The sequence below is a fragment of the Aquimarina sp. genome (genome assembly GCF_977115655.1).
Genome location: NZ_CDSBKO010000024.1, coordinates 22,112 through 46,282 on the forward strand (window position 1 = coordinate 22,112; position 24,171 = coordinate 46,282).

At 32.0% G+C, this 24,171-nt stretch carries 25 protein-coding genes; 15 read left to right on the top strand and 10 right to left on the bottom strand.

What is annotated here, in order from left to right; all coding sequences use genetic code 11:
* Positions 1 to 56: 56 nt before the first annotated feature.
* Entirely contained in the window at positions 57 to 938 is an 882-nt protein-coding gene (locus ACZIYX_RS11725) for an SDR family oxidoreductase (protein WP_462682430.1), read from the top strand.
* An 86-nt stretch (positions 939 to 1,024) separates the two neighbouring features.
* Here the strand turns inward: ACZIYX_RS11725 and ACZIYX_RS11730 are convergent, their stop codons facing one another.
* Both ACZIYX_RS11730 and ACZIYX_RS11735 read right to left on the bottom strand, forming a co-directional pair.
* A complete protein-coding gene (locus ACZIYX_RS11730) occupies positions 1,025 to 3,133 on the bottom strand; it encodes a TonB-dependent receptor domain-containing protein (protein WP_462682431.1) in 2,109 nt (702 codons plus the stop codon).
* Positions 3,134 to 3,167: 34 nt separating this feature from the next.
* Positions 3,168 to 3,581 carry a hypothetical protein gene (locus ACZIYX_RS11735; protein WP_462682432.1) on the bottom strand — a complete coding sequence of 138 codons (414 nt, stop codon included), beginning with the start codon at positions 3,579 to 3,581 and terminating at the stop codon, positions 3,168 to 3,170.
* Positions 3,582 to 3,730: 149 nt separating this feature from the next.
* Between ACZIYX_RS11735 and ACZIYX_RS11740 the strand changes: the two genes are divergently transcribed.
* The 14 genes from ACZIYX_RS11740 to ACZIYX_RS11805 all read left to right on the top strand — a co-directional run bounded on the left by ACZIYX_RS11740 (position 3,731) and on the right by ACZIYX_RS11805 (position 17,007).
* Entirely contained in the window at positions 3,731 to 5,062 is a 1,332-nt protein-coding gene (locus ACZIYX_RS11740) for a cytochrome ubiquinol oxidase subunit I (protein WP_462682433.1), read from the top strand.
* A gap of 2 nt (positions 5,063 to 5,064) precedes the next feature.
* Positions 5,065 to 6,141: a cytochrome d ubiquinol oxidase subunit II gene (gene cydB, locus ACZIYX_RS11745; RefSeq protein WP_462682434.1), complete on the top strand. Its 1,077-nt coding sequence runs from the start codon at positions 5,065 to 5,067 to the stop codon at positions 6,139 to 6,141.
* Between the two features lie 319 nt (positions 6,142 to 6,460).
* Positions 6,461 to 7,225, top strand: a complete 765-nt coding sequence (locus ACZIYX_RS11750) for a ParA family protein (protein ID WP_462682435.1) — start codon at positions 6,461 to 6,463, stop codon at positions 7,223 to 7,225.
* A gap of 11 nt (positions 7,226 to 7,236) precedes the next feature.
* The gene (locus ACZIYX_RS11755) at positions 7,237 to 8,148 is read left to right on the top strand and encodes a ParB/RepB/Spo0J family partition protein (protein WP_462682436.1); all 912 of its coding nucleotides are present in this window, start codon (positions 7,237 to 7,239) and stop codon (positions 8,146 to 8,148) included.
* Entirely contained in the window at positions 8,138 to 8,746 is a 609-nt protein-coding gene (locus ACZIYX_RS11760; RefSeq protein WP_462682437.1) for a DUF5683 domain-containing protein, read from the top strand. Before ACZIYX_RS11755 ends, ACZIYX_RS11760 begins: the two co-directional genes overlap by 11 nt.
* Positions 8,747 to 8,792: 46 nt before the next feature.
* A complete protein-coding gene (gene dapB / locus ACZIYX_RS11765) occupies positions 8,793 to 9,491 on the top strand; it encodes a 4-hydroxy-tetrahydrodipicolinate reductase (protein WP_462682438.1) in 699 nt (232 codons plus the stop codon).
* A gap of 53 nt (positions 9,492 to 9,544) precedes the next feature.
* A complete protein-coding gene (lepB, locus tag ACZIYX_RS11770; RefSeq protein ID WP_462682439.1) occupies positions 9,545 to 11,122 on the top strand; it encodes a signal peptidase I in 1,578 nt (525 codons plus the stop codon).
* Between the two features lie 71 nt (positions 11,123 to 11,193).
* Positions 11,194 to 11,817: a WbqC family protein gene (locus ACZIYX_RS11775; protein WP_462682440.1), complete on the top strand. Its 624-nt coding sequence runs from the start codon at positions 11,194 to 11,196 to the stop codon at positions 11,815 to 11,817.
* Between the two features lie 143 nt (positions 11,818 to 11,960).
* The gene (locus tag ACZIYX_RS11780) at positions 11,961 to 12,191 is read left to right on the top strand and encodes an acyl carrier protein (protein WP_462682441.1); all 231 of its coding nucleotides are present in this window, start codon (positions 11,961 to 11,963) and stop codon (positions 12,189 to 12,191) included.
* Positions 12,170 to 13,363 carry a cytochrome P450 gene (locus ACZIYX_RS11785; RefSeq protein WP_462682442.1) on the top strand — a complete coding sequence of 398 codons (1,194 nt, stop codon included), beginning with the start codon at positions 12,170 to 12,172 and terminating at the stop codon, positions 13,361 to 13,363. The genes ACZIYX_RS11780 and ACZIYX_RS11785 overlap by 22 nt, the downstream gene beginning before the upstream one ends.
* A 63-nt stretch (positions 13,364 to 13,426) precedes the next feature.
* On the top strand, positions 13,427 to 14,812 hold the full coding sequence (locus ACZIYX_RS11790; RefSeq protein WP_462682443.1) for an MBOAT family O-acyltransferase: 1,386 nt from the start codon (positions 13,427 to 13,429) through the stop codon (positions 14,810 to 14,812).
* A 10-nt stretch (positions 14,813 to 14,822) separates the two neighbouring features.
* The gene (locus tag ACZIYX_RS11795) at positions 14,823 to 15,758 is read left to right on the top strand and encodes a hypothetical protein (RefSeq protein WP_462682444.1); all 936 of its coding nucleotides are present in this window, start codon (positions 14,823 to 14,825) and stop codon (positions 15,756 to 15,758) included.
* Positions 15,759 to 15,837: 79 nt separating this feature from the next.
* Positions 15,838 to 16,146 carry a DUF6122 family protein gene (locus ACZIYX_RS11800; RefSeq protein WP_462682445.1) on the top strand — a complete coding sequence of 103 codons (309 nt, stop codon included), beginning with the start codon at positions 15,838 to 15,840 and terminating at the stop codon, positions 16,144 to 16,146.
* 93 nt (positions 16,147 to 16,239) lie between these two features.
* Entirely contained in the window at positions 16,240 to 17,007 is a 768-nt protein-coding gene (locus ACZIYX_RS11805) for a M949_RS01915 family surface polysaccharide biosynthesis protein (protein ID WP_462682446.1), read from the top strand.
* Between the two features lie 236 nt (positions 17,008 to 17,243).
* On the opposite strand, the gene ACZIYX_RS11810 is transcribed toward ACZIYX_RS11805, so the two are convergent.
* From ACZIYX_RS11810 to ACZIYX_RS11845, 8 genes are all read right to left on the bottom strand, one after another.
* Entirely contained in the window at positions 17,244 to 18,263 is a 1,020-nt protein-coding gene (locus ACZIYX_RS11810) for an endonuclease/exonuclease/phosphatase family protein (RefSeq protein WP_462682447.1), read from the bottom strand.
* A 4-nt stretch (positions 18,264 to 18,267) separates the two neighbouring features.
* Positions 18,268 to 19,146, bottom strand: a complete 879-nt coding sequence (locus ACZIYX_RS11815) for a rhomboid family intramembrane serine protease (RefSeq protein WP_462682448.1) — start codon at positions 19,144 to 19,146, stop codon at positions 18,268 to 18,270.
* A gap of 1 nt (position 19,147) precedes the next feature.
* The gene (locus tag ACZIYX_RS11820) at positions 19,148 to 19,900 is read right to left on the bottom strand and encodes a rhomboid family intramembrane serine protease (protein WP_462682449.1); all 753 of its coding nucleotides are present in this window, start codon (positions 19,898 to 19,900) and stop codon (positions 19,148 to 19,150) included.
* A 7-nt stretch (positions 19,901 to 19,907) separates the two neighbouring features.
* Positions 19,908 to 21,779 (bottom strand): DNA mismatch repair endonuclease MutL, encoded by a 1,872-nt coding sequence (gene mutL, locus ACZIYX_RS11825; RefSeq protein WP_462682450.1) that lies wholly within the window; start codon positions 21,777 to 21,779, stop codon positions 19,908 to 19,910.
* On the bottom strand, positions 21,780 to 22,073 hold the full coding sequence (locus ACZIYX_RS11830) for a hypothetical protein (protein WP_462682451.1): 294 nt from the start codon (positions 22,071 to 22,073) through the stop codon (positions 21,780 to 21,782).
* Positions 22,074 to 22,278: 205 nt separating this feature from the next.
* Complete coding sequence (locus tag ACZIYX_RS11835; protein ID WP_462682452.1) at positions 22,279 to 22,734, bottom strand: DinB family protein; 456 nt, start codon at positions 22,732 to 22,734, stop codon at positions 22,279 to 22,281.
* Between the two features lie 24 nt (positions 22,735 to 22,758).
* Positions 22,759 to 23,262, bottom strand: a complete 504-nt coding sequence (gene ribH, locus ACZIYX_RS11840; RefSeq protein WP_462682453.1) for a 6,7-dimethyl-8-ribityllumazine synthase — start codon at positions 23,260 to 23,262, stop codon at positions 22,759 to 22,761.
* Between the two features lie 20 nt (positions 23,263 to 23,282).
* Complete coding sequence (locus tag ACZIYX_RS11845; RefSeq protein ID WP_462682454.1) at positions 23,283 to 24,053, bottom strand: tetratricopeptide repeat protein; 771 nt, start codon at positions 24,051 to 24,053, stop codon at positions 23,283 to 23,285.
* Positions 24,054 to 24,171: the final 118 nt, after the last annotated feature.

Consider the following 24,171-nt stretch of genomic DNA (forward strand, 5'->3'; position numbering starts at 1 on the left):
ATGCGTGCATAGTTTTTTTAGTACCTTAGCAAAAATATCGTTACTATAATATACATATGAGTTATACAGATAAAATGCTTCGCGATGGAGCGCTAAAAGGAAAAAATATAGTAGTTACCGGCGGAGGTAGCGGACTAGGCAAATCTATGACCAGATATTTCTTAGAACTAGGGGCTAATGTAGCTATTACTTCCAGAGATCTTGAAAAACTACAAAATACCGCAAAAGAACTTGAATCTGAAACTGGAGGAACTTGTTTGCCTGTACAGTGTGACGTAAGAGAATATGAACAGGTACAAGCAATGAGAGATAAGGTTTTAGAAACCTTTGGATCGGTAGATGTATTGTTAAATAATGCCGCAGGAAATTTTATATCCCCTACAGAGCGCTTATCCCATCGTGCATTTGACATAATAATAGACATTGTACTTAAAGGTACCAAGAACTGTACCCTGGCTTTTGGTAAACACTGGATCGACAGCAAGTATAAAAACACAGTGGTTTTAAATATAGTAACTACATACGCATGGACAGGTTCTGCTTATGTAGTACCAAGTGCAACTGCAAAAGCAGGGGTTTTAGCAATGACAAGATCTCTGGCTGTAGAATGGGCTAAGTACGGCATGCGTTTTAACGCAATTGCTCCGGGACCATTTCCTACAAAAGGAGCATGGGATCGCTTATTGCCGGGAGATTTAAAAGATAAGATCGATATGGCAAAGCAAGTTCCTTTAGCTCGAGTGGGAGACCATCAGGAGTTAGCTAATTTGGCGGCATATTTGGTATCTGATTTTTCTGCTTATGTTAATGGTGAAGTAGTAACTCTGGATGGCGGTGAATGGCTAAAAGGTGCTGGACAATTTAATCTTTTGGAGCAAATCCCAGAAGCAATGTGGGATCAATTAGAAGCTATGATTAGAGCTAAAAAAAATAAATAACATTTGATTATGTCTAGTCCTAAAAAATCTGTATCGATTTTTTAGGACTAGGCATAATCTCAAAGAATTGATCCTTTAATAAAGAGCTAAAATGTATATTGAACAAATACCGATAAATTCCTTCCGGGATCATTAACCGGAACCCTGTTAAAATTAGCTTGGTTTACAAAAGAAAAATTCAAATGATTGTTAAATATCTGATCAAAAACATTTAAAACCGCAATCCCAATATTCATCCTCTTCATCGGTTTTATACCCATACGAACATCTAATGTTTCATATCCCAATGTTTCCTGCTCTCTAAAACTATTGGCAATCTCATTTTGCTTTGACGTAATTGTATAGTTAACACTCGTCCAGTATTTATCTTTTTCATATCCTATTTGAAATCGTGTCATAAAAGGAGGGGTTAATGGCAATGACTCATTAAGGTCTTTATTTTTTGTATATACATACGAAAGACTCGTGTTAAAATTGAAATAGTTTGCAAATTCAATTCTTAGATCAGCTTCAAAACCAGTTTTATATGCCTTGTCTAGGTTTGTAAATCGCTTTACTTCTTGAGGTTGAATATTAGGCATAAACTTACGGTCTAATGCAGGGTCTACCACTGGGACAATATAGTTATCATAAAGTGAGTAGTATCCAGAAACTGCATAATTCAAAGCATTTATCCCCTTAACAAAGGCTTTTCTTCCTTTAATTCCTATTTCGAATTGATTATTAACTTCTGCTTCCAAAAATGGATTTCCCACATACTCATAAGGATCTTGTCCCACAGTAAAGTGGTTAATATAGCGTTCTATCATATTTGCAGATCGCACTCCCCGACCGTAAGCTATCTCTAAAGTATTATTTTCTAAAATTTTTTGCTTAAGAGATACTGTTGCAGAAATATTACTTTCCTCACGTTGTCCCAAATTGGAATATAATATTGTAAAATCTGCTTCCGGATCTTTAATATCTGAAACCACAAGATCATATCTTATACCAGCTGTAAAGATCGTTTTATTAGTAATTGCATACTTGTTTTCTGCAAACAACCCGTAGTCGTTTACATACGAATCTTGCCATACCTTATCGTTAAAAATAACAGGTTCTTGTAGTTCAATTCCCATCATATTACGTTTTACTATTCTGGTTCTTCCTCCATCTCTGGCAATTAAGTTCGCATCAATGCCTCCATAAAGAATCCATTTATCTGTTGGTTTCATTTTTAGTTCAATTTTACCACCATAATTGGTTGCATCTATTGCAGAGACAGCTTCGGTAGCTACAAATGACGGTCTGTGTGTGTTCGACATTATATGGTCTATATACGAGTAGTAGGTTTTCATATTTATTTCTTCAATAAACCCCTTAAAATTTGATGCCTTGTAGTCTATTGATAAGACAGAACTATTGTCCTTATCTGTATCCATAGGCAATCCCGCATGCATAACATCTCGCCCATACGATTGCCTCCAGTTTACTTGCAATCTCTGATCATCCTTTATATTATATCCTAACCGTAATCCATAATCCAGACTTCTAAACGCAGATGGGATTTCTATTTTGTCCCCATCTTCATAATTTCCGAAATCCCGATATCCAGCATTTATCATGATGTCATACTTATCTGTTATTTGATGAAGCTTTACTGAAGAAACCAAAGCATTTCCGTTAGATTCATATCCAGAACTTACACTTCCGTGAAAACCGTTATCTAACAGCTGTGGTTTTTGAGTTACCAAATTGACAATACCAGCAAACGTCGCTCCATATCTTACTGTATATGGTCCTTTAATCACTTCTATTTTTTCAATCTCTTCAGGAATAATGTGGGTTGTAACAGGATCCATTCTATTAGGGCATGCATGCGTTGTTTTTGTACCTCCATCAAATTGAATATTTAATTGTTCATATTGTGAAGCTCTAAAGGAAGGATCTATAGCATAATTTCCTCGCTTAATTAATGAAAAACCATTAAAATCGCTAAACAAATCGGCTATATTTTTGGGCTGGACTACTTTTTTAACAAGATTTGTTTTTATAGAACTAAAAACCGGATCTGCTTTTTCTTTTCCGGTTATAATAACTGTATTAAGTTCTATAACTTTTTTAACAATAGTATCTTGTTTTTTGCTTGTTGGGATCTGTGCAGATAACACCATAGGTATAAGGGCACAAAATAGCACTATTTTTTGTGTTTTCATTATATAATTTTTATAGTAATAAACAATAACAATATTACAAAAACCTGATTTTAAGGTTTTTATCAATTTTAAAAAGCCATACTATTTGTGGGGGATGAAAAATAGAATAAAAAAAATCCTGGCAATAGCTATCCGAATAGCCAAAGTTGTTATAGATAAAATTAGTTAAAAATATATCGTATTTTATGAATAGGTCTGTTTTACAAAAAAGAAGTTGTTCCCATTCTATTTGTGGTAGCTTGCCATTATCACTATCCTTGGTTGTCTCTTTTGAGATTTTGGTTAGATAACACTTTCCGTTACATTGCAATTGCGGTTTTTCTTTATTTTCACACAATTGTTCTGCAAAACTCTTTACATCTAATACATACCACCCATAAACAACTGAAACCCTAAGGCTATTGCTTAAGAGTATGATAGATAAAAAAATAGACACTGAAAATTTCACAACACAAAATTATCAGTCCTTCAGGATACTATCTGCAACATAAGTTACACATAAAAAATATTTTCAAAAAAAAGGGATATGTAACTTGTGTTACCAAAAAAGAACCCTTTGAAATTTATCTTTGCTATCCTATAAAAAATCACAGTTAGATGGAAGATATGCTTTTTTATGATAGAATACAGTTTGCGTTTACTATCACTTTCCATTACTTGTTTCCTCAATTAACAATGGGGTTATCTTTAATAATAGTTTATTTTAAATGGCGATTTTTAAGATCTAAAATTGAAAAGTATAATAATGCCGCAAAGTTTTGGATGAAAATTTTTGCACTCAACTTTGCTATGGGTGTAGTTACCGGAATCCCTATGGAATTTCAATTTGGAACTAATTGGGCTAAGTTCTCTGAACTTACAGGAGGTATTATTGGTCAAACTTTGGCGATGGAAGGTATGTTTTCCTTCTTTTTAGAATCCTCCTTTCTTGGTTTATTTCTTTTTGGAGAAAAACTCCTTGGTCATAAATTACATTTTGCAACAGGCTTCTTAGTTTTTTTAGGCTCCTGGGCAAGTGGCTATTTAATTATTGCGACGCATTCCTGGATGCAATATCCTGTTGGGTATGAAATATTGGAAAACGGAAAATTTGTACTTAATAATTTTGGCGCATTGTTTAGTAATCCATGGCTACTGCCATCCTATCTTCATAATCAAGCTGCTTCCTTGATTACATCATCATTTGTAGTTGCGTCAATAGGTGCTTTTTATATTCTAAATAATAAACACAGTGAATATGGGAAACTCTTTTTGAAAACCGGTGTCATCTTCGGTTTAATTTCTAGTATTTTAGTTGCGTTTCCCACAGGTGATTTAATGGCAAAAAATGTAGTCAAGTTTCAACCTGTAACCTTTGCTGCAATGGAAGGAATTTTTGAAACTGAAAAAGGAGGGTCAGAAATTATCCTAATTGGACAACCGAATATGCAAGAAAAAAAACTTGATAACAAAATAGCCGTTCCAAATGTTTTAAGTTTTTTAACCTACCAAAAATGGAGTCAACAAATAAAAGGACTTAATGAGTTTGATAAATCATTATACCCTACAAATGTTCCCGGGTTATACTATGCTTATCATATTATGGTAGGATTAGGAACTATTTTTATTGGCCTAATGCTATTAGCTTCAGTCCAGCTGTTTCAAAAAAAACTATATAAAACAAAATGGATTTTGTGGTCTATTATGTTTATGTTACCGTTTCCTTATATAGCCAATACGACTGGTTGGTACACTGCAGAGTTGGGAAGACAACCCTGGTTAGTATACAATCTATTACATACAGCAGATGGAGCTTCTCCTACAGTATCCGCAGGAAATACTTTATTTACTTTACTAGGATTTGTAGGGTTATACCTGTTATTAGGACTTCTCTTTCTTATGCTTACCGGAAAAATTATTAATAAAGGTCCAGAACCTATAAATCGTTAACTATGGAATTATTTTGGTATATAGTATTAATGACAATATTAGCTATTTATATAATTTTAGATGGGTATGATTTTGGTGCTGGAATTATTCATCTGTTTTTTGCTAAAACAGAAAAAGACAAAAAAGCAATTACCAATGCCATTGGTCCTTTTTGGGATGCAAATGAAGTTTGGTTAATTGCATCCGGAGGCATCCTGTTTTTTGCTTTTCCAACATTGTATGCTTCTTCTTTTAGTGGTTTTTACTTACCATTAATAATTATTTTATGGCTGCTCATTTTTAGGGCAACAGGTTTAGAACTAAGAGGTCAGTTACACAATAAAATATGGCAAGTAATATGGGACAAAGCATTTGGTGTTTCGAGCCTACTTCTTGCATTATTCTTTGGGGTCGCCCTTGGCAATGTCGTAAGAGGGGTCAACTTAGGAAACGTTGTAAATGGTAAGCTAACACAAGAAGCCCATTATTTCTTTTTACCCCTTTGGAACCCTTCCTTTAGTCCGCAAACAGAACAATTAGGCATCATAGACTGGTTTACACTAATGTTGGGTATTATAAGTGTTACAGCTTTAACTATACACGGAGCTAATTGGGTTATTTTCAAAACAAATTCAGAATTAAATATAAAACTTAAAAAAGTAGTTTTTACTCTTAATTTTATACTACTAATTTTAATTATCGTTTCATTATTGACTTGGCATATTATAGAACCTAACCCTTTTCAAAATTTTATCAAAATTCCTTTATTATGGATTTTTCCAATTATTACATTTACAGGGTTATTTGGTTTATTCAAAGTAAAATATTTTAAAAAAGATGGTTATGGTTTTCTATTTTCATCATTGTTTTTATTTGGCGGATTCGGAACTTCAGTAGCTTCAATTTTCCCCAAAGTATTACCTTCTACCAATACTATTGCCCCATCATTAACATTATATAATGTAGCTGCCGAAGATTATGGCTTAACTATTGGGGTTTATTGGTTTTTAATTGCAATTGTTTTGGTTGCTGTTTATATGTTTATACAATACAACGTGTTTAAAGGTAAGATGAATGATATTGGCTATGGAGACCATTAAACCAACAACCTTACAACAAACCCACGGGGTATGCCTCCCTAAAAACACATTTTACCTTCTTCGAGACAAGATTTGTGGAATGGAGTCCTTAATAAGGGATTCAATTTTTTATCCGCTGTAATAATATAGTTTTTACATAATAGTTTTGATCTGTAAGCAATCTTGTACATGTAAGTAAAAAAAATTATCAACAATTATAAAGGCATACAATACCATCCTTACAGGCAGATAGTCTTTTTTATGAATAGTGTTAACATTTTTCATTTTTATAATATATAATAAATCGTATTTTTATCGCTGTTAATCCAAATCTCCCCACATGGGTAAAATTATAGCAATTGCAAATCAAAAAGGTGGTGTAGGTAAAACTACTACCTCTGTTAATTTAGCAGCTTCTCTAGGTGTTTTAGAGAAAAAAGTACTACTTATCGATGCCGATCCACAGGCTAATGCAACCTCTGGGCTTGGATTAGATGTAGAAAGCGTAGAAAAAGGGACTTATCAAATTCTTGAACACACTATAAAACCTGAAGAGGCGATTTTAGAAACCAGTGCTCCTAATGTGTATATTATTCCTGCACATATCGATCTGGTTGCTATTGAAATTGAACTTGTTGATAAAGATCAACGAGAATATATGCTCAAGAAGGCTATCGAGGGATTAAAGTCAAAATATGATTATATCCTTATCGATTGTGCTCCTTCACTGGGTTTGCTTACACTAAATGCGCTGACCTCTGCCGATTCGGTAATTATTCCTATACAATGTGAGTATTTTGCCCTGGAAGGGTTAGGTAAACTTTTAAACACCATAAAAAGTGTGCAAAAAATCCACAATTCAAGTCTTGATATAGAAGGATTATTACTTACCATGTATGATTCCAGATTAAGATTATCCAATCAAGTTGTAGAAGAAGTACAAAAGCATTTTAGTGAAATGGTTTTTAAAACAATCATTCAAAGAAATACTCGCTTAAGTGAGGCTCCCAGTTATGGAGAAAGCATTATTAATTATGATGCTTCTAGTAAAGGTGCCATTAATTATTTAAGTTTGGCACACGAAATTATTAAAAAAAACAGTTAAGTTAAGGATTCATGGCGAAGGCAACCAAGAAACAAGCATTAGGTAGAGGATTATCTGCTCTTTTAAAAGATCCGGAAAATGATATAAAATCAGTAGAGGATAAAAACGCAGATAAAGTAGTAGGTAATATTATTGAGTTAGAATTAGAAAGTATAGATGTTAATCCATTTCAACCCCGTACGAGTTTTAATGACGAAACACTACGAGAACTTGCTACTTCTATAAAAGAAATAGGTGTTATACAACCTATTACTGTTAGAAAGTTAGATTTTAACAATTATCAGTTAGTAAGTGGAGAGCGTCGTTACAGAGCTTCAAAACTAGCCGGATTAAAAACAATACCATCCTACATTCGTATTGCTAATGACCAGGAATCATTAACAATGGCATTGGTAGAAAATATTCAACGACAGGATTTGGATCCTATAGAGATTGCATTATCCTACCAACGTTTGATTGACGAAATAAGCTTAACACAAGAACAATTAAGTGACCGGGTTGGCAAAAAAAGGTCCACAATCGCTAATTACCTTAGGTTATTAAAACTAGACCCTATTGTACAAACAGGTATGCGGGATGGATTTATTTCTATGGGACATGGCAGAGCACTTATCAATATTGAGGACCAACAAAAACAATTGGATATTTATGAATCTATTATCAGTAAATCTTTATCTGTAAGAGATACAGAAACCTTGGTTAGATCTATAAATAACAAAGTAGAAAACCCTGCTACAAATAAGGTAGCTGTAAATAATCCTTTGCCACATCACATTTCAAAAGGAGTCAAAGAATTTTCAGACTATTTTGGTGCAAAAATTGATGTAAAAGTTTCTAGTAAAGGAAGTGGAAAGTTAATCATTCCGTTTTCTTCCGAAGAAGATTTTAAACGCCTAAAGAAACTTATAAATAGTGAAGAGTAAATTCTTTTATATTATTTTTTTTGTAATACTTTCTGTTCAAAGCATTTTTGCTCAAGAAAATGAAGAATTAAAAGTTGTTACTGAAGAAGTACCGGTAAAAAAGGAAAAAAAGAGTAAAGTACGTCCTTATGAACCTTTAGCTCCGGCACGAGCCGCATTTTATTCTGCTGTCCTTCCTGGTCTAGGACAAGCGTATACAAAAAAGTACTGGAAAGTCCCTATTGTATATGCCGCTTTAGGAACCGGAATCTATTTTTATGTTCAAAACAACGACAATTATAATCGCTTGCGTGATGCTTATAAACGCAGGTTAGCAGGATTTACAGATGATGAGTTTTACGCTCCGGCTAGTTCTGGAGGAGCGCCAAGAATTAGTAATGAGCAGTTAATATCCTTACAAGATCGTTATCGTCGTGAACAAGAATTATCCCTATTAATAACTGTAGGAATTTATTTATTGAATATTGTAGATGCAAATGTAACTGCTCATTTAATGCAGTATAATGTAAGCGAGGATCTTTCTTTTAAACCAAAAATAAATTTTAATGAATTTAATGCAACTCCAAGCTACGGGGTTTCTTTAAATTATAGTTTTTAAAAAAATGCTTTTTTGCTAAAAATAGCACCAAAATACTCACCAAAATATGAAAATCGCACTACTAGGGTATGGCAAAATGGGTAAAACCATAGAAAAAATCGCAGAGCAAAGAGGACATACTATTGTACTTAAAGTAGATAAAGAAGATACCATATACGACCTTTCTGATGCAGATGTAGCTATCGATTTTAGTATCCCGTCTGCCGCAGTAAACAATATCAGCAACTGTTTTAATGCAGGCGTACCGGTTGTATCAGGAACTACAGGATGGTTAGACCATTACAACTCTATCGTTGCATTGTGTAAAGAAAAACAAGGAGGCTTTATTTATGCTTCAAACTATAGTCTGGGAGTTAATCTCTTTTTTGAGCTAAATAAAAAATTAGCAAAAATGATGAATCCTTTAGAAGGATATGATATATCTATGGAAGAGATTCATCATATAGAAAAACTGGATGCTCCAAGTGGCACTGCCATAACTCTTGCCGAAGGAATTATCGAAAACACCAAAAAACAAGGCTGGAGCCTTGATAAAAATGAGGAAAATAATATTACTATTCATGCAAAAAGAATAGACAAAGTACCTGGTACACATACCGTAAGTTATGCATCACAGGTAGATACCATAGAAATTAAACATACCGCACATAATCGTGATGGTTTTGCATTGGGAGCTGTTGTAGCCGCAGAATGGCTGGCAGGAAAGACAGGTAGTTTTAGCATGAAAGATGTTTTAGGACTATAAAATGTAACACTTTAGAAATAAAAAGTACTTATACTTAAAAAACATATTTAAAGATGATATTTACAGAATGGCTTATTTTTTTCCTAATACTACAAGTGATTCACTTTTTAGGAACATGGAAACTATATAAAAAAGCAGGCAGAAAAGCTTGGGAAGCTCTCGTGCCAATATATAGTACAGTAGTGTTAATGAAAATTATAAATCGTCCATGGTGGTGGGTAATATTACTGTTTATCCCTGTAATCAATGTTATTATGCTTCCTATAATTTGGGTAGAAACTATTAGAAGCTTTGGCAAAAACTCCACAAATGACACCATTCTTGTAATAGTTACCCTAGGGTTCTATATATTTTATGTAAACTATATGTTGGATGTAACACACATAAAAGATAGAAATCTAAAACCCAAAACAGCTGCGGGAGAATGGACAAGTTCTATACTATTTGCTGTAATTGCAGCAACTATAGTGCATACCTATTTTATGCAACCGTATACAATCCCAACAGGATCCCTGGAAAGAACCTTACTGGTGGGAGATTTTTTATTTGTAAGTAAGTTTCATTATGGAGCACGTACTCCTATGACTGCAGTATCTTTTCCTATGGTTCATGATACAATACCTGTATTACATACCAAATCATATACTAGTAAACCACAATATCCATATTTTAGACTACCGGGGTTTCAAAAAATAAAACGTAATGATATCGTTGTATTTAGTCTCCCAAATGATACGCTTCGTTTTTTCTTCGATACATCAAAAATTTCAGTATATAAACCAATAGATAAAAAATCCAACTATGTAAAAAGATGCGTAGGGATTCCAGGAGATTCCTTATCTATTGTAGATGGATATGTATACATTAACGGAAAACAGAATGATTTACCCGACAGAGCACAAGTACAGTTTTCGTATGCAGGGACTACAAATGGGGATCGTTTTAACCTGCAAAACTTATATGATAGATATAGAATAAAAGCAAACAATCCTGGGGAGTTTGGTTATGATAATCAACGATTTTTTGTAAAAGGAATGACCGTTGAAAATGCTGCTAAATTTAAAAACCATCCTAACGTAACCTCTATTGAAAGGATTATTGCAGAAAAAGGAGAGGGAGAATCTAATATTTTTCCCAACAATGGCAAAGTAAATTGGAACAAAGATAATTTTGGATCTATATATATACCAGAAGCAGGAAAAACAGTTAAAATGGATTTAAAGAGTTTTTCTCTTTATCGCAGAATTATCGAAGTATATGAAGGTTCTGAAATGGGTATTGACAATAAACTTACTGCTAATGGCACACAAGTATTGCTTAATGGGTCCCCTATAGACAGCTATACCTTTAAGCAGGACTATTACTGGATGATGGGGGATAACCGCCATAATAGCGAAGATAGCCGTTATTGGGGGTATGTTCCTGCCACACATATTGTAGGTAAGCCTGTTTTTATTTGGTTTAGTGTAGATTCTAATGCCAAAGGACTTATTAATAAAATACGCTGGGAACGTATGTTTACTACAGTTGGAGGTAGTGGAGAACCAGTTTCTTACTTTAAATATTTTCTTATTCTATTAGCCGGATATTTTATTTATAACCAATATCGTAAAAGAAAAAAAGGAGCCTAAGCTTCTAGTATAATCCAATCAAATTTTATCACGGTAAATTTGATTGGATTGTATATAATAATTTAATACCATTGAGCACCACACTACTACATCCATCTTATTTTGGTTCTATAGCACAATATGTTGCTATTATACAATCCAACACGATAATTTTTGAAAATGAAGACAATTATCAAAAACAGAGTTATCGTAATCGCACTTATATTTATGGAGCTAATGGCAAACTTTTGTTAACCATCCCTATTAAGCACAGCCTAACAAAGGAAAAACAATTATACAAAAATGTACGTATAGAAAATGATTTTAAATGGCAGTTGTTACACTGGAGGTCTTTGGAGTCTGCTTACAGAACCTCGCCTTTTTTTGAGTATTATGAAGATGAATTTGCTCCTTTATTTGAAAAACCCAAAGAGTTTCTTTTAGATTTCAATTACGAGTGCATGTCTGTAGTTCTGGATAGTTTACAAATAGACACTCCTGTTTCCAAAACCAACGCCTATCACAAAACTCCTGCTAATATTCTAGATTTAAGAGATTTAATAAATGTAAAAAAAGAAAAAAACTATAATTTAGATCCTTATATTCAAGTATTTCAAAATAAAAAAGGTTTTATCCCTAATCTATCTATATTAGATTTACTATTTAATGAAGGTCCTAATACTTTAAACTATCTTGAAAGTCAATCTATTTTGTAATGATTCGACCAATCTTACATTATGGATTTCATTTTGTACCCCCTTGTTGATAATTATATTGATTAAACTAAAGATATTATCCATACATCAAAACCAACTTTTGATCAAATAAAAAGGAGTAAAACATCATTAAAAAACACATTATGAATATAACATTATGGCTTCAGGAAAAAATTGCAGAAGAGACTAATTTACCTATTGAAGAAATATCATGTGATCTGGAATTTTCGAACTTTAATATGGATTCTTTATCGATTCTAACCTTAGCTTTTGATCTGGAATCAAAACTAGATATTACTGAAATTGACCCAACAATATTTTCAGAATATAACACCATAAATAAACTTGTTGTATGGATCGAGAATCAAAAATAGTTTGGAACCCATATACCAAAGGATATTTTAATGATCCATATCAACATTTAAAAGAATGCAGAGAAAAAAAACCTATACACAAAGGCATACATGACGAATTTGTTTTTTTCAAATATACAGATGTATCTAAAATTCTTCGCTCAAATGACTATAATGTATCTCGATTAAACACTTATTTTAAAGAGAAGGAGCCTTATATTTTTAAGAACTCAGATGCATGTCCGTATTTATCAAAAGGAACTCAAAAATGGGTTATGTACTTAAATGGTAATGAGCATAAAAACGTGAGGTCCATAATAGGAAAATCCTTTAAAGAATTTGATTTAGAAAAAATTATAGAAGAATCTACGGATACTCTAAACGAATATTACAAAAGTTCAAGCAATATTGATTTAATAAATTATTGTTCATATTTTATCTTTTTAATTGTTGAAAAGCTTTTTGGCATCAAAAATTTTGAAAGCTTTGAAAAAGTTAAAAAATATTCAAATATGTTGGCTAAAAGCCAGGATTTATTTATTCCTAGACAAATATATCAAGAGATAAACTCATGGTTTTTATGGGGCAAGGATATCTTTCATGATTCAAAATACAAAGAGAACATTAAATTCTTTGCAAATCAATTAAACCTGGAGTATTCTGATGAAGACATATATTCTATTATGTCTGTTTCTGTAATGGCAGCTTTTGAAACCTCTAAAGATAATTTAGCTATCGCCCTATTTGAAATACTTAAAGATCAAAAATTGATAAATCATGTATTAAATTCGGATACTAAAGAATTAAATCTTTTAATAGAAGAGTTATTTAGATTTTCTTCTCCCTTACAGTATACTATAAGAGTTAGTAAAGAATCAATAGAACATGATAACATAGTAATTCCTGCTAAATCAAAATTATATCTTTGCTTAGCAAGTGCTAATCGCGATCCGGAAATTTTTATGAATCCTGATAAAATAATCCCTAATAGGGACCCTAATGACCATTTAGCATTTGGGGGCGGAAATCATTTTTGTCTAGGAGCACAAATTGCAAGACAAGAAATGAGGTACTGTCTAAAACCTATGGTAAGTTTTTTGAAAAAGTTTACTATTGATAATACTCAACCTGCAAAATGGACAAGACAAATTTTTATGCGCACCGCTGGCTTTTTGCCCATAAAACTGAAATAAACAAAAAAAACTTTTTTACTATCAATGAATCTTATAAAATAAGATTTTACAAAATAAAATTAAATGGTAGAGTTTAATTTACTACTAATCCTTTTATACATAATTTGTTCTGCAGTTTTAATTTCTTTTTTTTCTAAACAAGATAAATGGAAAGCTCTTTTAATAACCAGTCTGGTTTTTTATTATTTGCTTGTGGGTTACAAAATAGTTTTTTTAGTACTACTCTCCTATGTGATATATGAATTAAGTTTTATAACACATCGCAATCTTTCAAAAACAAGAACAATAGTACTCATTATTTTAATACCATTGGTTATTTTCAAAATAACAAATACTAATTCTCATTTTGCAGAGTATAATGCTAAGAGCATACAGCTTTTAGAATGGTTTAAATGGTCATCCTTATTTCAAATCATGGGTCTTTCGTACTTTACTTTTAACGGAATAAGTTATTTGATGGATATTAAAAGAAAGTATATCGAACCAGAAAAAAACTTTTTTTTGGTTCTACTGTACTTAACATATTTCCCGGCTATATTCTCAGGCCCTCTTCACAGAGCAAAATATCTTATTCAGCAATTCAAGAGTATTTCAGTTTCAGACACATCTATTTCAAAAGGGATGCGTTTGATACTCTGGGGATTATTCAAAAACATGGTTATTGCACAAAGAATTTTTTCTTTAATGAATCATCTGCTAATTACAGAAATTAGTGGATTTTATTATTTAATACCAGGAGGGCTATTCTTTTTCTATCTCTATTGTAATTTTAGTTCATTTATTGATTTTTTTCAAGGTATATCCCAAATTTTCAATATTACACTTAAGGATAATTTTGGTTATCGTGTATATTTTTCCTCTTCCAGACAAGAATTTTGGAAAGGATGGCATATAACTCTCAATGAATGGTTTAGAGATTATTTTTTCTTTGTTATAGCAAAATATGATAAAAAAAGAAAATATACAGATCTACTATTGCTAATCACTTTTATACTAATTGCATTATGGCATGAATTTACATTAACCCTGTTAATTTGGGGTATAATGAATGGATTATGGATTATATTTGAGAAAAAAGTTGATTTTAAAAAAATGCCCTACCCCAGATTTAGGAAAGCAACAGGCTATTTATACCATCTTTTATTTTCGTGTATTCTGGCCTTGATTTTTATCTCTCCTAATTTAACAGGAGTATTTGAAAAAATTTTTAGCAATGCCCCTTATTTTCCAGAGCAATTTATACAAAAACAACTCACAAACACCTTAATAATTATAAGTTCTTTTGCAATAATGGATTACCATTACAAAAAGGCAAAAAACAAACGTTTTGATGATTATTTACAAGATAAACCTATATTAAACAGATGGTTTATTTATATTAAAATGGTATTAATGATTTTAGTTTTTGGAATAAGTGCAGGAATAGACAATTACTACACTTTATTTTGACATTAATTTTATGAAAATAAAAAAAACATTAATCAAGCTAATAGCTTTTGGTATTATTATATTTTTTCTAATACTTATTCTGAAAAAAGTATCTCCTATTGAGTACTCATCTGATATAACAGACGAGATATCACGCATCAAGGATTCTTCATTTCTTTTTATTGGTTCCAGTAGGGTTCAAAAAAGTATTAATCCAAAAATCCTGAGGGAACATTTTCAAAATAAAAATATATACAACTTAGGGGTTAGTGGTTCTACATTTTTGAGTAATTGTATTTTTGCTGATTTTTTGATGAAAAAATCAGCTCCAAAAATATTATTCATTGAATTATCACCAATAATACCTGATCTTCCAAGTGAATTTATAGATTTTTCTAGCAAAGAAAATATCCATTTATTATGCTCTATTGAAAAATTAACTAAAAAAGAAAGTTTTCGTAAAAGATTAATACTTAAACTGGATATAATAAACCATTATTTTTTTAAGAAAATTTTATTAAAAGAGAATCTAAAAAAAATATTACGATTTAATGTTAATAATAAAGAAAAATTGGCTGGATTTGTTTCATCTGCTGAAAACAATTATAATTCTATTACTCCTTTCTTGAGATATAAGGAGCTTAATTCCTACAAAACCAATAATGACCTTAGTTCTTACCATAACTATATAAATCATTTATTCAAATCAGGTAACCAACATAATACCAAAATTGTTTTTTTCTTGCCTATCACCTATAATAAAAAAGCAGAAAAAGATATTGTAATCCCCATATACAACTCACTTCCGGATAGCTCCAAAATAAAATATTCTAAAGAATTTATTTCTAGTATCATTAACCCTGCTTTTCTATCAGACAGTAATCATTTGAATGGTTTAGGGGCAGAAAAATACACGACTATGCTCCTTCCATATTTAGAAAACTATTTTACCGGCAAAAAAAAGTAATTACTTTATATAGAATTTATTTAAAATCCTTTTATTTGGCTTAGATTCGTTCTCAAAAAATGGGAAACAGTTAATTATTATGATTAGACCAATCCTACATTATGGATTTCATTTTATAGTCCCCTTATGTATGGCTTTATTATTTTTTCCAAAACAATGGAAAAAAGTATACCTCTTTTTTATTGCAGCTATGCTAATAGATCTGGATCATATTTTTGCCAGTCCAATTTTCGATCCTAACCGATGCAGTATTGGATTTCATATTTTGCATAGCTATTTTGCGATTTCAATATATAGCTTTATGTTATTTTTTACTAAAACACGAATTGCTGGCCTAGCATTATTATGGCATATTTTTACAGATTTACTGGATTGTTGGATGATGTAACTATGGTTATATCTGTTGATTTGTAAAATATTTATTACATTTATTACTTAACTGGTGCTAATTAGCTTCTTTTTTAGCCTTACACTTTTGCTCATGAATAAATTTCTATTTTTTGCTGTATTTTTCATCTTTTCTTGTCAAAAAAAATCACAAGAACCCAAAAATAATGCTGATGAAAAAATAACACAACAAGATGTAACCACTACAATAGAGTTAAAAAGACAAGATACGGTTCCTTTTGATACTAAATTAGCCCATAAACTTTCGGATAAAGAAACCACGTCTGTCTTTACTAAAAAAATAGAAAAGAAAATTGGTGTTGAATATCCTATTTATCAGGCATACTCATATAAAGATGATTCGGGAGAACATTACTTGTTATTAACAAAGCACTACATAGTTGACAAAAAAAATGATACTATACATGATAAAATACAAGCCTTTAATCTAAGCTACACTAACAATAATTTTAAAAAAAGGTCTACTATTAGTGATTTTATCGATAAAGAATGGGAAACATCTATTTGGTTCTGGAACAAATACTCAGAATTAGCGGATCTGGACAACGACGGGTTAGTAGATCTTATATTGGTGTATGGAACCACCGGGCAAGAGATGCATGCCGATGGCAGAGTAAAAATCATGATATATCATAATCGTAAAAGAATAGCTATAAGGCACCAAAACAGTGATTATGGGGGAAGAAAAACTAATATCAATAAAAAATTCTATGATTTACCCGTATCCATACAACAATTGGTAAAAGAAAAAATGAAGCTAATGGCAAAAAACAAACATGCAATATTTTCTGAAGGTTGGGAAAAGAAAATGGCAAACAAAGTTACCGATATAGAAGAGTAATACGCCTGTTACACTTTGAGCTTGCCAGAAAAGAAAATCAGCTGTTTTTTTTAACATTCATGGTAAAAAGTTTGTTCCAGACCTGATCTGGTGTCAAGCATAGCGTTTGTACAGAGCTAAGGATATAATACCATTTTAACTTTGAAGCACCGGCGGATAGGAGAGAATTTTATTGCGGAAAATTCAAAGTGCAAATAGTAATAACAGAGTCTATTTTATTATCGGGAAAAATGTAATTAAGGAATTTTTATCTTAGAATATATTGGATAGTGATCTGAAAGTTCTAAATTAAAGCTTTTAAAACTTAGAACTTCAAATTCTTCTGGCACTAAAATAAAATCAATACGTGCGGGGAATAATTCAAATTTAAAAGTTTTTCCAAACCCTTTTCCTTGTTTTTTAAAAGTATCCTGAAGATTCTCTGACCTGATCTTATCGTATACGTAAGAGTATGCTGTATTATTAAAATCCCCCATTACTATATTTTTATACGGAGATGATTTCATGTGCGCAATAAGCTGTTCTGCCTGTTGCTGTTGTTGTTTAAAAGATATCTGGATTCTTTTTAATAATTTTTGAGAATCTTGTTTGGCCAAATCATCTGTTTTAGAACTAATCCTATGGGACTGCAAATGAATATTATATACTCTTACCGTATCTCTTGGCATTATTATATCTGCAAAAATTACATTATTGGCTGTTTTTTCAAAGTTTAGAGAACCTTTTTTTATAAAAGGATATTTTGAGAATATAACCAATGCTAATTCCCTGCTATTATGGTTAAAATAGTCATATTTATAAGGGTACTGATCAAAATCAATATCGGGGTTATTATAAAACTCTTGTGCACAAAAAATATCTGGATTATGCGTTTTTACGAGTTTAGAAATATCTTGAGGGATAGTCTTAGAGTCAATCCAGCTAAAACGATTAAAGCTATGTACATTATAGCTCATCATAGAGATGCCGTTTTTGGATTCATCCATTGAATTGCCCTTTAATTTATATAATGACGACACGTGAGAAATCCCTAAAACCAAAACAACAAGAGAGAGTATTCCTCTTTTACTCAAAAGAACCGTCCAATATAATAAAAACAACACATTAACAACTATCAAAACCGGCACAGCCAAACTGAGCACTGATAGTAGTGGAAACATTTTTGGGGAAACGTATGGCAATAGATAAGATAACAATAAAGCAAAAGCTGCTATAGAGTTCATCCCAAAGATGATCTTATTAATTGCTTTTCTCATGCCCCTACTCCTTCCCTGCTTTAAATAAAAAATCTTTCTCTTCTTTGCTTAAGCTATCGTATCCGCTTTTACTAATTTTATCCAATATAGCGTCTATTTGTTTTTGATTAGGGTTTTTTACAGAAGAGGCGGTCGCTGTTTTAATACTGGATTTATTTTTTTTGGATCTGTGTACTGTTTTTAAAGGGCTCTTCTTTTTGGGTTTAAATAAATTTACTAACCCATCCATTAATTTTTCGAACCAGGAACCAATATCATTTCCTTTTTTTAGTTGTATAGCATACATATATCCAAACAAAGCTCCTCCAATATGAGCAATTAATCCTCCCGCATTTCCCGAATTAGGAATTTGAATTAAGTCTACAAGAACCATAAATATTCCTATTTGCCATAATTTTACTGTGAACACCAATACTCTAACTTCTGTATTTGGAGCATAAGATGCTATAAAAATTACAATTGCCAGTACTGCTGCCGAAGCACCTATTAAGTACCCCATTTGCCCACTTAAAACAGGAAATAAGTTATATGCCAACACAAATAACAGACCACCACAAACAGCTCCCAACAAATATATGGTAAGAAACCTTTTTTCTGTAAACAGATTTAAAACAAATTGCCCGAACCAATACAGCATTAGCATATTCCAGAAAATATGCCAAAACCCAAAATGCAAAAAACTATAGGTAAACACCCCCCAAACCTGTAATATCAAGGAGCTAAACTCTGTAGGAAGTACAAACCATTGCATCAATATATCTGGTTGGGTTTGAAAAATCCAGGATCCAAGATTAGCAAACAAAAATATTATGGTATTAATTGCAATAAGCTTAATAATAATATTAGCTGTTTTAAACTGGTATGTTAAATTGTTAGCTGCCATATTAGTCCCAACGATGCTGATTAAACGAATTTTTTTTCCAATACCACATAGTTATAAAACCGATTACAGCTCCACCAATATGAGCCCAATGTGCCACATTTGAAGGCCCTAAAATAGCCTGACCAGTTATTCCTCCGTATAAGTTCAATAAAAAATACCCTCCAATCAAATATTTTGCTTTAACAGGTACCGGGATAAATAAAATGTACAAAGGCAAATTGGGGTATAGTACGGCAAATGCTGCCAAAACACCAAAAATAGCTCCTGATGCACCTACCATTGGCGTAGCATACGATTTAATCATATTTTCTGTTATGTCCTGTGGTATATTAGGGTACACAATATATTTTTGGTTTGCAACAGCATTTTGTATAAAATCCCCTATTTCTGAAGAGGAAAGCCCTGCTTCTATATATGCCTGATACCCTGGATTAAACTGAAAATATGTAAATAGAATTTGAAAACCAGCTGCTCCCATCCCTGAAAAAAAGTATATGAAAAGAAATTTTTTCTGACCTATAGAAGCTTCCAAGTGGCTTCCGAACATATATAAGGCAAACATATTGAAAAAAATATGGCTCTCTCCTCCATGCATAAACATGTGTGTAATGATTTGCCATATCTGAAAATTATCATTTTTTGGAAACCAAAGTGCAAAAAAATCAAAAGCATTATTTCCTAAGGTCAAAGCTCCTATAAAAACAATAATATTAACTATTAATAATACTTTTACTGTTTCTGTAATTCTTCCCATTTACTTATCAAAATTTTTTATCTATTTCATCTATAGTCAACGTGATGAAAGTTGGCTTATTATCTGGTGTAATAGCAGGGTCTGTACATGCAAATAAACTATTTACCATATATTGCTGTTGTTCTGAAGCCAATTCTACCCCGGTTCTTACTGCGATACTTTTTGCTATAGACCTTGCCAATAAATCTGTCTGTGAGAAACCACTATCCGGCACTTCATTTTCCAGATCATTTATTAATTGTTCTAATAAAACCGAAACTTCTTTTTCTGATGTTACCGATGGTATTGCTGTAATTTTGACTTCTCCTTCAGACAATTCCCCAAAAACAAATCCTGTATTTTCGAGTTGTTCTTTTACTATCTCTAAAAGTTGTATTTCACTTTTTGAAAAAGACAGTATTAAAGGAAACAGTAATTGCTGGCTTACTGCACTAGCCATAGTAATATTACGCAACAGCTCTTCGTACAATATTCTTTGGTGCGCTCTATATTGGTTTACGATCACCATTCCGCTTTTAATCGTAGTAACAATATATTTTTTTTGAAGTTGATAGGTAGTATGGTTTCCTATTTTTTTTTCATCTCCTTTAAACAAAGACCCGGTAACTTCCTCGCTTTCAAACTCTACCGAAGAAAAATCATTTTCTATAGGTTTAGATGTTTTCATTTCTGATTCTAATCCTACATATAGATTTTCCCAACTTGCGGTAGTTTCTTTTTTTGGAGCATAGTATGTATTTGAAAATGAATTATCCCTGGTTGTTTTTTCTTCTTTAAACGGATTAAAACTTCTATCTACCTCTATAGTAGGTGTTTGTGCTATTTTACCTTTATACTCATAAGGTGTATCCATAGAAGAGTCCCTGTTAAAATCTAATACAGGTGCTACATTAAACTGCCCTAAACTATGTTTAATGGCAGATCGCAACATAGCATACAACGAGTGTTCATCTTCAAACTTAATTTCGGTTTTGGTAGGGTGTATATTTATATCAATAGAGTTAGGGTCTACAGTAAGATATATAAAATAACTTGGATGTGCTTTGTCTTTTAGCAAACCTTCAAAAGCAGAACTAACGGCATGATTTAAGTACGCGCTTTTAATAAATCGATCATTAACAAAGAAAAATTGCTCTCCTCTGGTTCGTTTAGCATATTCTGGTTTCCCTACAAATCCATGTATAGTAACCAAATCTGTTTCTTCTTTTACAGGAACTAATTTTTCATTTGTTTTTCCTCCAAATACATTTACTATTCTTTGGCGATAATTTGTAATTGGCAAATTAAAAACCTCACTACTATTATGGTACATATCAAATCGTATAGAGGGATGTGCCATAACCACCCGATGAAACTCATCGATAATATGACGCAACTCTACTGTATTTGATTTCAGAAAATTTCGACGGGCAGGAATATTATAAAATAAATTTTTGGCACTTATAGAAGTTCCTTTGGGTGTAACACATACTTCCTGAGATACTACCTCACTACCTTCTATTTTTATTTCTGTTCCTACTTCGTCTTCTTCCTGTTTTGTTTTTAATTCTACATGGGCGATAGCTGCTATAGAGGCTAGTGCTTCTCCTCTAAACCCTTTAGTATTTAATTTAAAAAGATCCTCTGCTACTCTTATCTTTGATGTGGCATGCCTTTCAAAACATAACCTTGCATCTGTAGCACTCATACCTTGTCCGTTATCGATTACCTGAATAAGGGTTTTACCAGATTCTTTTACAATTAGTTTTATATAGGTAGCTTGTGCATCAATTGCATTTTCCAGCAATTCTTTTACCACCGAAGCCGGTCTTTGAACTACCTCTCCGGCAGCAATTTGATTGGCTACATGATCTGGTAATAGTTGAATGATATCAGACATCTATTTTTGTGCAGTAAATATGGATAAATCAAAATCTATTATATACAAAAAGATAAAAACCAGTATTAATACAATGTAGATTACTCTTTTATTAATTTCGCGATTACCTCTGTTTCTGCTAGAAACACGGGCATCTGCCCAATGTGACCCAAAATCTATATCGTTTGTGGTATCCCGGTATTTAGTGATTCTATTTTCAAAATCATAGATATTACCCTCACTTTTACCCTTATAATATCTGGGTGTATAGTTAAACCTTCGGTTTTTTCTTATTTTCGGAATACTTAACTTCACAATCTGTTCCTGTCTTTTTGATTATCCAAATATACTTAAAATGCTTTGTAAAATAAAGCTTTTGGCATTACAATAACATCCAAACACAAACAGCAAGAGCTATGCCATTTTTTTTAACTTACCTAATAAGTTGGTTTTCACACTACAAAACAAGCTGCATTAAGAACAGGTGACTTTGTAAGGTTTTGCGATTAACCCAAAACTATTAAGCTGCTTTTGGGTCTGTTATTTGTTTTAAATGATGGTCTAAATGTGCTATATAATCCTGAATTAAAAACTTTAAATTAAATATTTGGTTGGTTTCTAATTCAACCTGATAGCTTAATGTAACATCATTTTGCATCTTGAGCAATTGGATAATTCTTTCGTTTACAGATAACCAAAAACTCAACAGCTCTAATGGGTCTGCATTTTGATAATCATTTATTTTTACCAGTTCTTCCTGATTATAGCTTTTAACTTTATAAGGTTTGCTTTCAAACTGAATTTCGGTAAATCGTTGTAAATTATATCTTCCTGAATCTATAAGATGACCTAAAATCTCTATTTTGGACCATGAATTTAAAGAAGTCTTATATTTTAACTCTTCTTCTTTTCTACTTGCAATGTATCGGGTTCCTTTTTTTAACAAACCAGAAAACTCTGCTATTAAATCATCCATATTATCCTTTATGCAGGTATTAAATTAACTCCAAAACTTAGCACTTTTTCTTAATTGTGCCATTTTAATAGCTGCTATTGCTGCTTCTGTACCTTTATTGCCGTGTTTTCCTCCTGATCTATCTATAGACTGCTGTAATGTATTATCGGTAAGCACACAAAAAATAACCGGAATATCACTGCTAATATTCAAATCTTTAATGCCTTGCGTGACTCCTTCACAAACAAAATCAAAATGTTTGGTTTCTCCTTGAATCACAGATCCTATTGCTATAACAGCATCTAACATATCATAAGATTCCTGCATTTTTTTACAACCATATATCAATTCAAAACTACCAGGCACATCCCACCTAACAATATTTTCTTTTATTGCTCCACAATCAATAAGTGCGTCAAAAGCACCTTGAAACAACCCTTGAGTGATTTGTTCGTTCCATTCTGAAACAACAATCCCAAATCGAAAGTTTTTCGCATTTGGGATTATTGTTTTATCATATTCTGATAAATTTTTATTTTCTGTCGCCATATTCAGTTTAAAAAAACAAACTATTTCATTGTTTGCGCTTGTCCCAGATGAACATCAACCTGATTAGCTTCTACACTTTTAGGAAACTCTTCTTTAATTCTTTCCAGATATGTGATCGCGATTTCTGGTTTATTAAGAGATATTGCGGTTACTGCAGCTTTTAATAAAAACTTTGGTGTTGTAAAATCATTGGATTTTATTTTTACTGCTTTTTCATAATACCCTAATGCTTCTTCTACTTGATCTAATTGAGAGAATGCATCTCCAATCCCACCAAGAGCTAAAGGTGCCAGTATTTCATCTTCACTTTTAAAATCATCCAGATAATTAATTGCTTCCTGGTATTTTTTCATGTTTAAGTATGAAAAACCTGCATAGTAGTTTGCTAAATTAGCTGCATTTGTACTTCCATAATTTTCAATAATTTCTAAGAAACCATATTTACCTTCTCCTCCATTAAGAGCTAAGGTGTATAACGAATCCCTAACTGTAGAGTCTCCATTAACTGCATTATCAAAATACTGTTGTGCTTTAAACATCTCGTTAGCAGCCTCTTGTTCTTTTGGTTCCTGGATAAATTTTTGAAACCCAAGATATCCTAATACAACAATAGCTATTATTCCTACTGCGCCCAGTATATATTTTTGGTTAGCTGCAACCCACTCTTCGGTTTTAGAAGCTCCCTCGTCCAGGGTGTTAAATACCTCTGCGGTTGTTGATTTATCTTCGATTTGCTCAACTTCTTCAGCTTTATTTTTAGGTTTGTGTCCTCGTTTCTTGTAAGTTGCCATAAATTTTCTTTAATGAACGGCAAAAATAAAATTTTTATTCATAATTAAAAGGGAAAATATTTGTTATTTTTCAATAATTTGCGTGAATTAATTACGGATTCCACCAAAACAAAGACCT

What these genes read in the sequence shown, in the direction of transcription:
- ACZIYX_RS11725 (WP_462682430.1), top strand. Translation starts at nt 57, where the DNA reads ATGAGTTATACAGATAAAATGCTTCGCGATGGAGCGCTAAAAGGAAAA.
- ACZIYX_RS11730 (WP_462682431.1), bottom strand. Translation starts at nt 3,133, where the DNA reads ATGAAAACACAAAAAATAGTGCTATTTTGTGCCCTTATACCTATGGTG.
- ACZIYX_RS11740 (WP_462682433.1), top strand. Translation starts at nt 3,731, where the DNA reads ATGGAAGATATGCTTTTTTATGATAGAATACAGTTTGCGTTTACTATC.
- cydB (WP_462682434.1), top strand. Translation starts at nt 5,065, where the DNA reads ATGGAATTATTTTGGTATATAGTATTAATGACAATATTAGCTATTTAT.
- ACZIYX_RS11750 (WP_462682435.1), top strand. Translation starts at nt 6,461, where the DNA reads ATGGGTAAAATTATAGCAATTGCAAATCAAAAAGGTGGTGTAGGTAAA.
- ACZIYX_RS11755 (WP_462682436.1), top strand. Translation starts at nt 7,237, where the DNA reads ATGGCGAAGGCAACCAAGAAACAAGCATTAGGTAGAGGATTATCTGCT.
- dapB (WP_462682438.1), top strand. Translation starts at nt 8,793, where the DNA reads ATGAAAATCGCACTACTAGGGTATGGCAAAATGGGTAAAACCATAGAA.
- lepB (WP_462682439.1), top strand. Translation starts at nt 9,545, where the DNA reads ATGATATTTACAGAATGGCTTATTTTTTTCCTAATACTACAAGTGATT.
- ACZIYX_RS11780 (WP_462682441.1), top strand. Translation starts at nt 11,961, where the DNA reads ATGAATATAACATTATGGCTTCAGGAAAAAATTGCAGAAGAGACTAAT.
- ACZIYX_RS11785 (WP_462682442.1), top strand. Translation starts at nt 12,170, where the DNA reads ATGGATCGAGAATCAAAAATAGTTTGGAACCCATATACCAAAGGATAT.
- ACZIYX_RS11790 (WP_462682443.1), top strand. Translation starts at nt 13,427, where the DNA reads ATGGTAGAGTTTAATTTACTACTAATCCTTTTATACATAATTTGTTCT.
- ACZIYX_RS11795 (WP_462682444.1), top strand. Translation starts at nt 14,823, where the DNA reads ATGAAAATAAAAAAAACATTAATCAAGCTAATAGCTTTTGGTATTATT.
- ACZIYX_RS11800 (WP_462682445.1), top strand. Translation starts at nt 15,838, where the DNA reads ATGATTAGACCAATCCTACATTATGGATTTCATTTTATAGTCCCCTTA.
- ACZIYX_RS11805 (WP_462682446.1), top strand. Translation starts at nt 16,240, where the DNA reads ATGAATAAATTTCTATTTTTTGCTGTATTTTTCATCTTTTCTTGTCAA.
- ACZIYX_RS11810 (WP_462682447.1), bottom strand. Translation starts at nt 18,263, where the DNA reads ATGAGAAAAGCAATTAATAAGATCATCTTTGGGATGAACTCTATAGCA.
- ACZIYX_RS11815 (WP_462682448.1), bottom strand. Translation starts at nt 19,146, where the DNA reads ATGGCAGCTAACAATTTAACATACCAGTTTAAAACAGCTAATATTATT.
- ACZIYX_RS11820 (WP_462682449.1), bottom strand. Translation starts at nt 19,900, where the DNA reads ATGGGAAGAATTACAGAAACAGTAAAAGTATTATTAATAGTTAATATT.
- mutL (WP_462682450.1), bottom strand. Translation starts at nt 21,779, where the DNA reads ATGTCTGATATCATTCAACTATTACCAGATCATGTAGCCAATCAAATT.
- ACZIYX_RS11835 (WP_462682452.1), bottom strand. Translation starts at nt 22,734, where the DNA reads ATGGATGATTTAATAGCAGAGTTTTCTGGTTTGTTAAAAAAAGGAACC.
- ribH (WP_462682453.1), bottom strand. Translation starts at nt 23,262, where the DNA reads ATGGCGACAGAAAATAAAAATTTATCAGAATATGATAAAACAATAATC.
- ACZIYX_RS11845 (WP_462682454.1), bottom strand. Translation starts at nt 24,053, where the DNA reads ATGGCAACTTACAAGAAACGAGGACACAAACCTAAAAATAAAGCTGAA.